The sequence below is a fragment of the Saprospira grandis genome, from assembly GCF_027594745.1.
Classification (GTDB): Bacteria; Bacteroidota; Bacteroidia; order Chitinophagales; family Saprospiraceae; genus Saprospira; species Saprospira grandis.
Window position 1 is genome coordinate 619162 of sequence record NZ_CP110854.1, and the last position, 13010, is coordinate 632171.

Annotated in this window: 15 protein-coding genes; 3 read left to right on the plus strand and 12 right to left on the minus strand. The window is 46.0% G+C overall.

Translation table 11 applies throughout. The annotated features are described in order from the left end of the window. Positions 1-6: 6 nt before the first annotated feature. The 5 genes from OP864_RS02340 to OP864_RS02360 all read right to left on the minus strand — a co-directional run bounded on the left by OP864_RS02340 (position 7) and on the right by OP864_RS02360 (position 4046). Positions 7-615, minus strand: a complete 609-nt coding sequence (locus tag OP864_RS02340) for a DUF4199 domain-containing protein (RefSeq protein WP_270099698.1) — start codon at positions 613-615, stop codon at positions 7-9. Between the two features lie 5 nt (positions 616-620). Further along, positions 621-1127 carry a DUF4199 domain-containing protein gene (locus tag OP864_RS02345; protein ID WP_270099699.1) on the minus strand — a complete coding sequence of 169 codons (507 nt, stop codon included), beginning with the start codon at positions 1125-1127 and terminating at the stop codon, positions 621-623. A gap of 1 nt (position 1128) precedes the next feature. Continuing rightward, positions 1129-2136 (minus strand): GTPase ObgE, encoded by a 1008-nt coding sequence (gene obgE / locus OP864_RS02350; protein WP_270099700.1) that lies wholly within the window; start codon positions 2134-2136, stop codon positions 1129-1131. Positions 2137-2430: 294 nt separating this feature from the next. Beyond that, positions 2431-3231 carry a hypothetical protein gene (locus OP864_RS02355; RefSeq protein ID WP_270099701.1) on the minus strand — a complete coding sequence of 267 codons (801 nt, stop codon included), beginning with the start codon at positions 3229-3231 and terminating at the stop codon, positions 2431-2433. Positions 3232-3467: 236 nt separating this feature from the next. Next, complete coding sequence (locus tag OP864_RS02360; protein ID WP_014373620.1) at positions 3468-4046, minus strand: adenylate kinase; 579 nt, start codon at positions 4044-4046, stop codon at positions 3468-3470. A gap of 421 nt (positions 4047-4467) precedes the next feature. Here OP864_RS02360 and OP864_RS02365 point away from each other — a divergent pair, with 421 nt between their 5' ends. Both OP864_RS02365 and kbl read left to right on the plus strand, forming a co-directional pair. Beyond that, a complete protein-coding gene (locus OP864_RS02365) occupies positions 4468-5442 on the plus strand; it encodes an NAD-dependent epimerase/dehydratase family protein (RefSeq protein ID WP_270099702.1) in 975 nt (324 codons plus the stop codon). Between the two features lie 4 nt (positions 5443-5446). After that, positions 5447-6634 carry a glycine C-acetyltransferase gene (kbl, locus tag OP864_RS02370; RefSeq protein WP_270099703.1) on the plus strand — a complete coding sequence of 396 codons (1188 nt, stop codon included), beginning with the start codon at positions 5447-5449 and terminating at the stop codon, positions 6632-6634. A 426-nt stretch (positions 6635-7060) separates the two neighbouring features. Here the strand turns inward: kbl and OP864_RS02375 are convergent, their stop codons facing one another. The 7 genes from OP864_RS02375 to OP864_RS02405 all read right to left on the minus strand — a co-directional run bounded on the left by OP864_RS02375 (position 7061) and on the right by OP864_RS02405 (position 11261). Next, entirely contained in the window at positions 7061-7486 is a 426-nt protein-coding gene (locus tag OP864_RS02375) for a DUF7793 family protein (RefSeq protein WP_270099704.1), read from the minus strand. Positions 7487-7497: 11 nt separating this feature from the next. After that, entirely contained in the window at positions 7498-7911 is a 414-nt protein-coding gene (locus OP864_RS02380; RefSeq protein WP_270099705.1) for a DUF7793 family protein, read from the minus strand. 7 nt (positions 7912-7918) lie between these two features. Further along, entirely contained in the window at positions 7919-8329 is a 411-nt protein-coding gene (locus OP864_RS02385) for a DUF7793 family protein (RefSeq protein WP_270099706.1), read from the minus strand. Positions 8330-8380: 51 nt separating this feature from the next. Further along, entirely contained in the window at positions 8381-8782 is a 402-nt protein-coding gene (locus tag OP864_RS02390; RefSeq protein WP_270099707.1) for a DUF7793 family protein, read from the minus strand. A 125-nt stretch (positions 8783-8907) separates the two neighbouring features. After that, positions 8908-9312, minus strand: coding sequence for a DUF7793 family protein (locus OP864_RS02395; protein ID WP_270099708.1), 405 nt, complete (start codon positions 9310-9312; stop codon positions 8908-8910). Positions 9313-9372: 60 nt separating this feature from the next. After that, on the minus strand, positions 9373-10305 hold the full coding sequence (locus tag OP864_RS02400; RefSeq protein ID WP_270099709.1) for a terpene synthase family protein: 933 nt from the start codon (positions 10303-10305) through the stop codon (positions 9373-9375). Positions 10306-10400: 95 nt separating this feature from the next. Beyond that, positions 10401-11261, minus strand: a complete 861-nt coding sequence (locus tag OP864_RS02405; RefSeq protein WP_270099710.1) for a DUF3298 and DUF4163 domain-containing protein — start codon at positions 11259-11261, stop codon at positions 10401-10403. A 363-nt stretch (positions 11262-11624) separates the two neighbouring features. Between OP864_RS02405 and rimO the strand changes: the two genes are divergently transcribed. Continuing rightward, positions 11625-12950 (plus strand): 30S ribosomal protein S12 methylthiotransferase RimO, encoded by a 1326-nt coding sequence (gene rimO / locus OP864_RS02410; protein WP_270099711.1) that lies wholly within the window; start codon positions 11625-11627, stop codon positions 12948-12950. The last annotated feature ends 60 nt before the right edge of the window (positions 12951-13010 follow it).

Below are 13010 nucleotides of genomic sequence, written 5' to 3' on the forward strand. Positions count from 1 at the left end.
TTAGGGCTATTCTTTTTTAGACATCGACATATAGGCGATGGGGAGGCTAACGAGTAGGCCCCAGACGAGGCTATAAATTAGGTTGATCACTGCTTGGCCAGAAACGGTAAAGAAATAGGCAGTACCTTCCATATGTTTTTCCAAGCCTTTTTGGACAATGAGGCTATCTTGGGCCGTTAGCGCCCTGCTCGTTTCCTCCTCCTCTAATTCGGCATTGATATTTTTGTATTGGGTTTGGTACATCTGCACTTCTCGGTTTCTTTGGTAGAAAGCCTCATACTCTTGGAGATAATCGGGAGCAATTTGGCCATAAAACAAAAAAGCAGAGATCAGCATCCAGAGGCCCAAAACGGAGGACGCCATTAGGCCAGCCGAATAGGCTTTTAGAAAAGAGAGGCCGCTGGGGTAACGCAGGCGCAGCGCCATAATGGTCCAGATAATTGCGGTAATCACGGCAATTCTATAGACCCAGTTAATCCAGTCGCCTAGGCCCATACCGGCCCAATGCATCAGGGTAATTCCAACAAAATAGCCTAGTCCAGTTAGGGAGCCCAAATAGGCCGCTTGTTTGGCAATTTGGCCCCAGCTCAATACATTTTTGATCATTGTTTCCATAGCATTTAATAATCAGGGCGATCGCGGCGCATCAGAAAGGCCGTAATAGCCGAGAGAACAAACCCCAGAATAACTTCTAGCATAATGCCCAAATCAAAAAGCCTTGGTCCAAAATACTCTTTTTTATAGGCTTCTAGTCGCCCATTAAAAATTTCTTGAGGTTCTTCGGCGGGTTTGTGCTCAATAAAAATTTCTATTGCCTTTTGCTTAGAGAGCTCCAGCAAATCGGGATCTATGTACACAAAAAGAAGGTAAATAAAAATTGTCTTGATCACATAGGCATAGACAAAGGTTTGAAAAGCGGGTCGTAGGGCCTCATAAAAGCCAATAAATTGGTCTTCTTTGGCCGAGCGTTCCTGCGCCACCGCAATAAAGCAAGCGGCCCAGATGATGAGCCAACTTAGCTTTTCATAGCCCTCCAACAAATAATTTTTGTCGGTTACATACAAAACGGCTAAGGCTGCAGAGGAAATAAAACCTCCTAGCAAACCGTATAGCTGTGATTTTCTCATACTAATCCTCTATACTAATATTCATAATTTGCCACAATTTATCCTTGAGTTCTTGCAGGCCTTTTTGGGCCACAGAAGAAATAAAGAGGGTCTCCAAATCTTCGGGCAATTCGGCCCTGATCCATTCTTTGAGCTCCTCATCGAGCAAATCTGACTTAGAAATGGCCAAAAGACGAGGCTTATCGAGTAGTTCTGGATTATAACTCTTCAACTCATTGAGCAAAATCCGGTACTCCTCCTTAATATCCTCCGTATCGCCCGGAATCATGAACAAGAGTACCGCATTGCGCTCAATATGGCGCAAGAATCGGTGACCAATGCCCTTTCCCTTATGTGCATCCTCAATAATTCCAGGAATATCGGCCATCACAAAAGAGCGGTTGTCTCGATAAGAGACCACCCCAAGGTTGGGCACCAAAGTAGTAAATGGATAGTTGGCAATTTTGGGTTTGGCCGCAGAAAGCACCGACAAAAGAGTAGATTTTCCAGCATTCGGGAAACCTACCAGGCCTACATCGGCCAAGACTTTCAGCTCCAAAATTTTCCAGGCTTCCTTACCTTCTCCAGCTGGAGAGGCATATTGGGGCGTTTGGTTGGTGGCCGAGCGGTAGTGCCAGTTGCCTCTTCCGCCATGTCCACCGGCCAACAAAATATAGGTCTGCCCATCTTCTGTAATTTCGGCCTCAATTTCGCCTGTTTCCACATCTTTGGCAATGGTCCCCAAAGGCACCTCCAAAATAATATCTTCTCCATTGGCGCCAGAAGAGCGGCTACCGCTACCGGGCTGCCCTGCCGAAGCGATCACATGCTTCATATACTTGAGCGGCAACAAGGTCCAAAGTTGCTTGTTTCCCTTCAAAATAATATGGCCACCACGGCCACCATCGCCACCATCGGGTCCCCCTTTAGAGGTCAATTTATCGCGATAAAAGTGTACAGAACCATTGCCCCCAGCACCTGAGCGGCAATGCATTTTCACATGATCTATAAAGTTTGGACTATCTGCCATTGTTCTTTTTTAATTTTCTTTTTTTTGGGGGCCTCCGCTGCGGCTTCGCCTTGCGGCGCTACGTTTCGGGGCTCGCAGGTCTGCTCGGCCCTTCAGGCTTCACTTCGTTTCGCCTTCGGTCTGGCCTGCGGCCACCCCTACACATCGCTAGGCCAAAAGGGCCTGGCTCTTTTCTTGCTGCAAAACTACTAAAAAGCCCTTACTTTTTTTAGCATAAAGCCATTGGGCCAAAAAGGAAAGCGCCTGAGCAGTTTAGCTCAGGCGCTTTTAGCTTATATGTAGTACTTCATTTGCTTATTCTCCAAATTCAGAGAAGGCATAAGTTTGACATTCCTTTTTAAGGGGAGCAGCCAACCAATTAGGGTCTACAATAAACTCATAGATAGCCGTTTCTACGCCATCGGCATTATCAGCAGGGCCCTGAATCACTTGGGCGCCAAAGACCACACCATAGGCATCATCTCCAAAGCTACCAAAGTCAAAGGGCTCATTGCTTGGCAAAGCTGTTTTTTCTGACTCCTTGAGTTTTTCAAAGTACGTAACCAAAGGGCCAGTGAGTTCATAGTCGCCAATTTCACCTTCTGCAGCAGAGGCATCTAGCAATGCTCGAACAGCAAAGGGATAGAGGTCGCCATAGCGGCCTGTATCATCAGCGGTAAATAATGGGTCTTCTCCATTTCCTTCCACTTCAAATTGGATGCGTAGAGCCTCTTTGGGCTGAACGCGATCAGGGCGAGCGCCGCCCATAATGTTGGTCAGATACCAATAGCCTGAGGCATTTTCAGTAGCTTCTGCAGGCAGGGCTTGAAAGCCCTTTTCCTGGATAGTTTTCCAGTGGTCATCAGCCAGCAATTGCATCAAACGTTCAAACTCGTCTTGGTCCGAGCGTTTGGCAAAGGTCTGAATATTTTGGACCAGCAATTCAAAGTCTTCTGTGTCGAAGGCATCGCGCACATATTTTTCCACCATTTCGTAGACAACATTGTCTTCTGCGGTTTCAAATAGTCTGAGGACAGCGGCATTGGCGTCAATAAAATGTGAGGGGCCAGGCATTTCTATCCGGTCTTCTGCCAAGAGGGACAGGCGGTAGTACATAAGTTTAAAAATCTTAAGGTATGGGTGTTAAATGATACTTCTTAATGAGGTGAAGCGAAGAACTGTTTGCTAAAGTACTCATAAAATGAGTGAATGGGAACAGCAGGCAGTACCACTTCCGTCCCAAAAAAGTAAAACAGACAAGCCCGCAGTTTGTTGCTGGGGCTTGTCTGTTAGTTCAAAGTTCTAAAACTTTGCGCTAAACCGTTTACTAAAAAACAAAAAAACTTTGGATTTTATACCAAAACAGCATCAATTTTAGTGCAAAGGCGCTCAAAAATTTCTTCAATGCTGCCCATACCGGCTACTTTTTGGGTTTTTTCTTGGCCCGCATAATAGTCGGCTACAGGAGTAGTTTGTGCTTTGTAGGTCGCAATTCGGTTTTGGATAATGCTTTCGTCTTGGTCATCGCTACGGCCAGATTCTTTGCCACGGGCAAGTAGGCGCTTCACGATTTCGGCTTCCTCCACTTCTAAGGAGAGCAACTGACTGACCGCTGTACCTTTTTGAGTTAATAACTCATCTAAGGCCTCGGCTTGCGCTACTGTGCGAGGAAAGCCATCAAAGATAACGCCTTTGGCCTCGGGATGCTCGCCCATTTTTTTGGCCAACATGTTAATGGTCACTTGGTCCGGAACCAAGGCGCCCTTATCAATATAAGACTTGGCTTCTAGCCCTAGGGGCGTTTCATTTTTAATTTCTGAGCGAAAGAGGTCTCCCGTAGAAATGTGCAAAAGACCATAGCGTTCTACCAATTTTGCAGCTTGGGTGCCTTTTCCGCTACCGGGAGGGCCAAATAAAATGAGATTTAGCATAATATTTTTGCGTAAAATATAGGTAAAGATGTTTTTCTCCCCAAAGATAAGGCTTTCCAGCTAATTAACCCCCTAAAAGTATAAGTTGTTCTATATAAGGCCCTAAGCAGCTGCCCTTTAGCTATATATAAAAATATATATCTACAAAACTGCGGTTTAACAAAAAAATATTCTTTGATTTTTAGGCTTTAAGCTTTGCTAAAAAAGCAATAATTTGAGCCCAAGCTCTATTTTGCGCTTTTAAGGCCTAGTTTCTGGCCCGGCGCCATTTGGCCTAGCGATGTGTAGCAGTGGCCGAAGGCCAGACCGAAGCCCGAAGGGCTGAAGGGCCGAGCGAATAGCGAGCTGCGGAACGTAGCGCCTGCCGCAGGCAGGAGGCCCCCAAACCTTATTATTTCAAACCAGCTACTATATAACAACTATGGGCAAAGAAGTCATTTTAATTACTGGAGCCAATGGCCAAATTGGAAGTGTACTGGCCGAAGAACTACGCCAAATTTATGGCATAGCCAACGTCATTTGCTCCGATTTACAGGCTCCTCGACAAACGATTATTGGGCATTTTGAACAACTCAATGTGCTAGATGCCAAACGCATGGGCGAAATTGTTCAGAAGTACAAGGTGAGCCAAATTTACCATCTAGCCGCCCTGCTTTCCGCTAAAGGAGAAGAAAACCCGATGCTGACCTGGAATGTCAATATGCAGGGCTTTCTCAATGTGCTGCAGGTGGCCCAAAATACTGGGATTCGCAAAATTTTCCACCCCAGCTCTATTGCGGTTTTTGGCGGACGCACCCCCAAGCAAAATACCCCGCAGTTTCCCCCCCTTGAACCTTCTACTATGTATGGCATTACTAAGAAGGTGGGCGAAGATTTGGCCAATTACTATTTTGATAAGTTCCAACTCGATGTGCGAGGGATTCGCTACCCCGGCCTGATTAGCTATCAGTCTATGCCCGGCGGAGGAACCACCGACTATGCCGTGGATATTTTCCACAAGGCCGTTAATGGCGAACATTTCGACTGCTTTTTGCGGGCCGATAGCAAACTGCCTATGATGTATATGCCCGACGCTATTCGGGCCACTTTGGAACTAATGGAGGCCCCTTTGGACCAACTGTCTATCCATTATGCCTATAATTTACAGGCCATGAGCTTTACCCCCGCCGAAATTGCCGCCGAAATTCAATTGCATATTCCCGATTTTAGTATTAGCTATACGCCCGACTTCCGTCAGGCCATTGCCGATTCTTGGATTGAGAATATTGATGATAGCCTAGCCCGAAAAGATTGGGGCTGGCAAGAAGAATATGACCTAAGCAGCATGACCAAAGATATGATTGAACAGCTGCAAAAGCGCAAGAAACCGAATTATAACGAGACTCAATTCCTCTAAATTTATGTACGATAATGTAAAAGCTGGCTTTGAAGCCGAAATTCAAGACATTAAAGATGCTGGCCTTTGGAAAAGCGAGCGGATTATTGATAGTGTGCAAGCTGCCCAAATTCATACCCAAGAAGCTGGCGATGTGCTCAACTTCTGCGCCAATAACTACCTTGGCCTTTCCTCGCATCCCGCACTCATTCAGGCAGCTAAAGATGCTATCGACCAACGTGGCTATGGCCTTTCTTCGGTCCGTTTTATTTGTGGAACCCAAGATATTCACCGCGAATTGGAGCAAAAAATTGCCGAATTTCTAGGTACTGAAGATAGTATCCTCTACGCGGCCGCTTTTGATGCCAACGGAGGCGTTTTTGAACCCCTTTTGGGCAAGGAAGACGCCATTATTTCCGATCAACTCAACCATGCCTCTATTATTGATGGCATTCGCCTTTGTAAGGCCCAGCGTTTCCGCTACCTGCACAATAATATGGAGGAGCTAGAAAAGCAGTTGCAGGCCGCCGCCAATTGCCGCCGCAAACTGATCGTTACCGATGGCTCTTTTTCTATGGATGGCACCATTGCCCAACTAGACAAAATTTGCGATCTAGCCGATAAATACGGCGCTATGGTCATGATTGACGAATGCCATTCTACAGGCTTTTTGGGCAAAACTGGCCGTGGAACCCATGAATACCGCAACGTAATGGGCCGCATAGATATCATTACGGGTACGTTGGGCAAGGCCCTAGGTGGCGCTTCTGGTGGATTTACCGCCGCTCGCAAAGAAATTGTAGACCTGCTGCGCCAGCGCTCTCGCCCCTACCTCTTTTCTAATACGGTGGCCCCTTCTATCGTTGGCGCTTCTATTAAAGCCCTCGATTTATTGATGGAATCTACGGAATTGAGAGACCGCCTAGAGGAAAATACCCGCTTTTTCCGTGAGGAAATGACCAAGGCTGGCTTCGATATCATTCCTGGCGACCACCCTATCGTCCCTATTATGCTTTATGATGCCGTTTTGGCCCAAAAAATGGCCAGCCAACTTCTAGAAGAAGGCATTTATGTGATTGGGTTTTTCTATCCTGTGGTGCCCAAAGACAAGGCCCGCATTCGGGTGCAGTTGTCGGCCGGACACAGCCGCGAACAACTAGAAAAAGCCATTGCCGCCTTTACTAAAGTGGGTAAAGCCTTAGAGGTTATCTAATGGCTATTTGCGATAAGGAGAAAGGTTCAGAACTGCTGTTTTGGACCTTTTCCTTTTGGGGCCTGCCGCCTTCGGCGGCCGGGCTGTGCACTGGCTCGCTATTCGCTCGGCCCATCGCTTTTTCGCTGCGCTCAAAAGCTCGGTCTGGCCTGCGGCCACCAGTTACCATCCCTAGGCCTGCGGGCCTTCGGCCCTGCAAAACCTAAATATTTGGTCCAATTGCGAAGGGCGCAAAGCGCCCGCCAAAGGCGCGCAGCGCCTCGGCTGAGGGATGGATAGCAGGGCCGCCAAAGGCGGCAGACCAAAGGCCTTTTTCGCAAAGCGAAAAGGCCTGCAGGGCCGAGCAGACTTGCGAGCTGCGGCACAGCCCGACCCGCAGGCCCATAGGGCCGAAGGGGCAGCCCCAAAACATGAAGAATAGCCGACTTAATTTGCGGAAGCCACCACTTTTTTGGGGCGGCTAAGCAACCATTTGACGGCTTTTTCTTCTGAGGCAAACATTTTCACCTCCTGTTCACTTTGTTTGAGGCCCAAAATAAAATTGCCGATCATTCGAGCAACTGGATTGCTGGCCACCAAGGCAGAGCCAGAGACATAATCGTTGTAGATTTCGCTTTCTGTGCTGCGGATATAGCTTCTTGCTTCTTTGCTTAGCTTTTGGGCCGAATTAAAATTATTGAGCAGCAGTAGGGCTTCACCTCTTTCGATCGCCAGCTTTTTAATAAACTCAAAACTTTCTTTGATAGCGGCAATGCTGAGGGGAGAATCAGAAGAATTTTCGGTATAAATAATACCATCGGGGCGGAGGTAATAGGTGGTTTCGCCTAGGGTAGCTATTTTTTCGAGAGACATAAAACGGCGATTTAGACAATTCTGCTTGGGAGTTGGAGCAGCCAGTGCAGGGCTTGCTCTTCTTGGCCAAACAGTTTTACATTATGATTATTTGTGCTCACACTCATGACAAAATTGCCAATCATTCGAGAAAGGAAATTGGGGGTGACCAAGGCTGTGCCCAAGATATAAGGCGCATAAGTTTTCATTTGTTCACTTTTGAGAAAATCTCTTTCGGCCTTGCCCATTTTTTGGCTACCGCTAAAGTCCGTCAGCATGCGCAACGCTTGTTTTCTTTCTATAGCGATGGTCTTAATAAACTCAAAATTCGCAATCATCAGATCAAGCTGTATGGCTTGTGGGTCAGTGGTTACGGTATGTATAACACCGTCTTTTCGGAGGTAATAAATGGTTGGGCCAACTTGGCCAAGTTCCTTCAAGTTCATAACTGCCTTATAATTGGTCTAGCCATTTAACGGCCTTGGGGACCGCCATAAATATTTTGATAGGGTATTTATTGGGCCCTTTTTTACTAATACCGACCATAAAGTTGCCAATAAGAGTGGACAATCGGCTATTGCTGAGTAGGGCCACGGCCTCTATATATTGCCCGTAATTATCATTGAGATAACTACTTTTGACCAGGGCCTTGGCCTCTTTATCGAGCTTGCTGGCCTGCGTAAAATTGATGAGGAGTTTGATGGGTTCCTTCTTTTCAGAAGCAATCTTTTTAATAAACTCAAAATTGGCGATAAACACCTCTTTAGTCACCACTGTGGGCTCAAAACTTTCGGTATAAATGATACCATCTGGGCGTTGGAAGTAGTGCGTGGGGCCGGCTACTCCGATTTTTTCAGTTTGCATATTGTTGAGATTGGGGAAAATACTTAGGGGAGTACTTATTCTCTTATTCTGCTAGATTTTTTTTAGCCAATCAAGGGCTGCGACTTCATCGGTAAAGATTTTCATGGGGCGAGCTTGTTTTCTCAGGCCAATAATAAAGTTGCCCAACATTTTGGAAAGCTGGTTGGGGGTCAGCAAAATAGAAGCAACAATATATTGATCATAGGATTTGGCCTCATCGCTTCGCATATATTCTCGAGCACAGCGGCTGAGGCGTTGCATTTTAGAAGATTCGGCAAAAACCTTAATTGGGCGATCTAGTTCGGTAGATATTTTTTGGATCAGCTCAAAATTTTCCTTTAGCACTTCTCTAGTCAAGGGCATGCTATTTATTGTTTTGGCATAGACAATACCGTCTGCACCAAGAAAAAAGGCACTATTTTGAGTTTCTCCCATTTTTTGGAGCTCATCCATAACTTTAGTTGATATTTATTAGGCTTTAAAGTTAATGTTTTTCAGGCAAGCCAAAAAGTTTTGTGACCTAAATTACAAAACGCAAACTGTCGCTAAAACCGTTTGCGTTTTCTATCTTTTTTTGCCTAATCCTCTAGAGAGAGGAGCCATTCCTCGGCCTTTTCTTCTGAAGAAAACAACTTTACGGGATAATCAGTCTGAAAAGTCCCGACCAACATATTCCCGATTAGCCGACCGAAGAGATTGGGCGCAATTAGGGCATAAGCCAAAACATATCGTTTAATTGCTTGGCCTTCTTCTGTTTTGCCGTAATCTCGGGCGGCCTTGCTCACATTAGACAGATTGGCCAATACCCTAACCTTTTTGCCAGTTTCTTCAAACAAAGCTTTTTGCATATCTACAGTAATCAACGCCTCTTCTAGCGAAATTTCTTTGGTTCTTCCGCTATTTGAGCTAGGGGCAATTTCAAAAATGCCATTTGCTCTAAGCCAGTATTCTAGCTGCTCTGATTGCCCTAGTTTTCTTTTCATTTGTCAATGGGGGGGGCATCATTTTCTGTTTCGCATCAACTTATATGCCTAGCTTTTCGCCTAGCCCACTTTTAGCTCCTCTAATATATGTTCTGGATGCTTATAACGCTGGCTGTGCAACTGCCAATGGTAGCAGGCGGCCAACATATTGTTCATATATTCTACATATTGCTTAACAAAGGGTTCGGCTTGGCCTATGGCTTCAAATCGCGCCAAGGCTGCCTGATAATCCTTATGTAACTGATTGACGTAGAGAATAGTTTTCTGGATAGCCTGGGGCAAGCTCTCCGCCTCTCCTGTGGCCAAATACACATTGATCAGATTGAATTGGCTATGCTTTTCTTTGGGGTAAGAAATCAAATCATTAGAAATAGCCCCAATTAAGGCCAAAGCTTCTTGTGCCGCCAAAAGATCTAAATTTGCATGCATTTCTGGCGATAAATACTGATTTGCACAATACTCAATAAGCAGAATGGTGGGGTACATGCCTCCAAAATGAACCCTAGAATCTATATACTCCTGACTATTCGCATATAAACAGGGCTGCAGACTATGGTCCAAATGCATATAAAGGTACCCCTGATAAAAGGTCAAAAAAGCTGCTGATGTCTTAGCCCTAAAGTCAGCCCCCAATTGGGCTACAACAGCATATAAACGCTGCTCAACTTCATCTCTTGCAGCAGGCTGTTCGCCCCGCTCCCAAGCGGCCTTAAAGCTTTCCAAATCAAATAAATATCGGGTCTGGCTGTCTTCTCCAAATAGATCATCTATGTAATAGAGCAAACTAGCCATCAAGCTTGCATCTATCAAACGATCTTCATCTGCATAGGGAAAAAGAAAGGCAGACATATCATGATGGCCCAAATAAAGCCCATCTAAATATAAACCCAGAGATTGAGCTCTTTCTTTTGCCTTACTTAATACGGTTTGGTTGTTTTTAGGGAGTGCCGGCTGAGGTAAAGCCGAAATGCTTAACATTTTTGCGTAAAACATGCGCTTGTTCTTCAAAGTTAGTCGGGGAAATCCATTAAAAAACACAGACTAGCCCAAGACTAGCCTGTGTAGAAGGCAAATATAAACATTATTCCCTATAAAACAGCCTCTTGTCTCAAAATTGGCAAGATGGCCTGATAAGGCAACTCAAATTCTATCGTTCCCATAGAATAGGGCGCAATGTCATAAGGGTTAAAACAAAAAGCAATGCCCGTTTTCCCCAAAGCAAAGTTCCTCGGCAATAAAAAACGCCCCGAAGGAAACTCATAAGCGGTCTCTCCCATCGGTTTGTCTGCCGGAATCTCCCGAGCCATCCGAAAATATCGCTCGGCTGTCTGCAATAGTTCTTGCTGATAGCCCTCTACAAAGATGTCTTCTAAGGCCAGCAACTTGGCCGTTTTCAAGTCAAAGTTGAAGTAACGGGTGTAGCTGTTCGGATGCGCGCCCCCCGTAAAGTTGGCCTCATGCAATTGCAAAGATAAAATCCGATTGCTGTTCAAAACAACCTTGATCTCTACCTCACAGGTCCAACGATTAGGCAAAACTAACTGCTTTTTCATCTCCTCCTTGGCCATCTCATACTCCCGTATAAAAGCATCCAATCGCTGCTGCAAATTATCATAAGCAATCTCCCCCGCATCATTGAGCAACATGATTTCATAAATCACCGCATTGATGCTGTCTTTCACTTCCTTAGCCTTAAAATCCGTAATCTTCGGATAACTCAACCGAATCTGCGTCACCTGCGCCTCCTCCCCAAAGGGCTCTACCTCTCTGGCCAAAACAATCTGCTCATAATCTGCCGTATCTCCCGAAACCTGCAACTGAAAACCCGGCCCAGCATCTCGCTCTACCGCCAAACTCGCCTTGCTATCCACTACCGCCGCCGGCTGATCTGACTGACAAGCCACGAAAAAAAGGCAAAACAAGCAACAACTTCCTAATAAATATCGCATATATATGGTATTAAATGTATAATCTTCTTTTGGGGCCTCCTGCCTGCGGCAGGCGCTACGTTGCGGGGCTCGCAGGTCTGCTCGGCCCTTCAGCGCTGCGCGCTTCGGTCTGGCCTTCGGCCACCCGCTCCACATCGCTAGGCCTGCGGCCCTTCGGGCCTGCAAAACGCCAAAAATAATGGTGCCGCATCACCTAATTGATATGCCCTACCCTAAAAAAAAACTTCTGGCCACTAAAGTTCCCTAAAAAAGAGCCCCGCAAAAATGCCTAAAAGTTGGCCAACAAAGGCAATTTTCGTTCAACTTCTTTATCTTTGCGCCTACCCTAATCGGAATTAGGGCCAAAAATTAGAACGAAAGAAAATGAAAACCAAAAAGATAGGAAAGGATAAGGTCAATGTGATCACCATGGGTTGCTCCAAAAATATGGTCGACTCCGAAATCCTTATGCACCAACTCCGCGTCAACGATTTTGAGGTCAGCCACGATAGCGAAGAGGATGATTCAGATATTATTATTATCAATACTTGCGGCTTTATCGATAGAGCCAAAGAAGAATCTATCAATGCTATCCTCGCCTATGCCGACGAAAAAGCAGAGGGCAATATCGAAAAGCTATACGTAACGGGTTGCCTCTCCGAACGCTATAAAGAGGACCTCCAAAAAGAAATCCCCGAAGTAGACGCCTTTTTTGGTACCCTAGAACTCCCCGCCCTACTCGAAAAACTAGAGGCCGATTATCGTCAAGATTTATTAGGCGAACGCATGCTCATGACTCCCCCGCATTATGCCTATGTCAAAATCTCAGAAGGCTGTAACCGTACCTGCTCTTTCTGTGCTATCCCCCTCATGCGTGGCAAACACATTTCTAAACCTATCGAGGATTTGGTCCAAGAGGTAAAAGGCTTGGTCAAAAATGGCGTGAAGGAAATTATGCTGATCGCCCAAGAACTGACCTACTATGGCCTCGATATTTATAAGGAACGCCGCCTAGCTCAGCTCCTACATGCCCTCAATGATATTGATGGCCTAGAATGGATCCGCCTGCACTATGCCTACCCCTCTAAGTTCCCCAGCGATGTTTTTGACGCTATCCGAGAATTACCCAAAGTCTGTAATTATCTGGATATGCCCCTGCAACATATCAATACAGAGGTGCTCAAAAGAATGCGCCGCCAAATCGATCGCCAAGGAACCAAAGAAGTGATCGAGGAAGCCCGCCGCCGAGTGCCCGGTATTGCCGTACGCACCACTTTCCTCGTCGGCTTCCCCGGCGAAACCGAAGAAGAGTTTGAAGACCTACTCGCCTTTATCGAAGAAATGCGCTTCGAAAGAGTAGGCGTTTTCCAATACTCTCATGAAGAAAACACCCTGGCCCACCAACTAGAAGACAACATCAGCCCTGAGGTAAAAACCGAACGCGCCAACCGCCTTATGCAGGCCCAACAAGCCATTTCCTTTGAACTGAACCAAGAAAAAATTGGCCAAAAACTCAAAGTATTGGTCGACCGCATAGAAGGTGGCTACTTTGTAGCCCGTAGCGAGTTCGACTCTCCCGAAGTAGATAATGAGGTCCTTATCGAAATGCAAGAAAATGACTACCTTCGCCTTGGAGACTTTGCCTGGGTAGAAATTACCGATGCTACCGAATACGACCTCTTCGCAAAGATTCTCCCTAAAGAAAAATAAAATAAGCCTTCCCCCAAGCGATTGTTTAGGGGAAGGCTTCTCCTTTTTGCATCCTATAGA

Coding starts and splice junctions, on each gene's coding strand:
- OP864_RS02360 (WP_014373620.1), bottom strand. CDS start 4,046: ATGCTAAATCTCATTTTATTTGGCCCTCCCGGTAGCGGAAAAGGCACC.
- OP864_RS02375 (WP_270099704.1), bottom strand. CDS start 7,486: ATGTCTCTCGAAAAAATAGCTACCCTAGGCGAAACCACCTATTACCTC.
- OP864_RS02395 (WP_270099708.1), bottom strand. CDS start 9,312: ATGAAAAGAAAACTAGGGCAATCAGAGCAGCTAGAATACTGGCTTAGA.
- OP864_RS02405 (WP_270099710.1), bottom strand. CDS start 11,261: ATGCGATATTTATTAGGAAGTTGTTGCTTGTTTTGCCTTTTTTTCGTG.
- obgE (WP_270099700.1), bottom strand. CDS start 2,136: ATGGCAGATAGTCCAAACTTTATAGATCATGTGAAAATGCATTGCCGC.
- OP864_RS02380 (WP_270099705.1), bottom strand. CDS start 7,911: ATGAACTTGAAGGAACTTGGCCAAGTTGGCCCAACCATTTATTACCTC.
- rimO (WP_270099711.1), top strand. CDS start 11,625: ATGAAAACCAAAAAGATAGGAAAGGATAAGGTCAATGTGATCACCATG.
- OP864_RS02365 (WP_270099702.1), top strand. CDS start 4,468: ATGGGCAAAGAAGTCATTTTAATTACTGGAGCCAATGGCCAAATTGGA.
- OP864_RS02345 (WP_270099699.1), bottom strand. CDS start 1,127: ATGAGAAAATCACAGCTATACGGTTTGCTAGGAGGTTTTATTTCCTCT.
- OP864_RS02400 (WP_270099709.1), bottom strand. CDS start 10,305: ATGTTTTACGCAAAAATGTTAAGCATTTCGGCTTTACCTCAGCCGGCA.
- OP864_RS02355 (WP_270099701.1), bottom strand. CDS start 3,231: ATGTACTACCGCCTGTCCCTCTTGGCAGAAGACCGGATAGAAATGCCT.
- OP864_RS02385 (WP_270099706.1), bottom strand. CDS start 8,329: ATGCAAACTGAAAAAATCGGAGTAGCCGGCCCCACGCACTACTTCCAA.
- OP864_RS02390 (WP_270099707.1), bottom strand. CDS start 8,782: ATGGATGAGCTCCAAAAAATGGGAGAAACTCAAAATAGTGCCTTTTTT.
- OP864_RS02340 (WP_270099698.1), bottom strand. CDS start 615: ATGGAAACAATGATCAAAAATGTATTGAGCTGGGGCCAAATTGCCAAA.
- kbl (WP_270099703.1), top strand. CDS start 5,447: ATGTACGATAATGTAAAAGCTGGCTTTGAAGCCGAAATTCAAGACATT.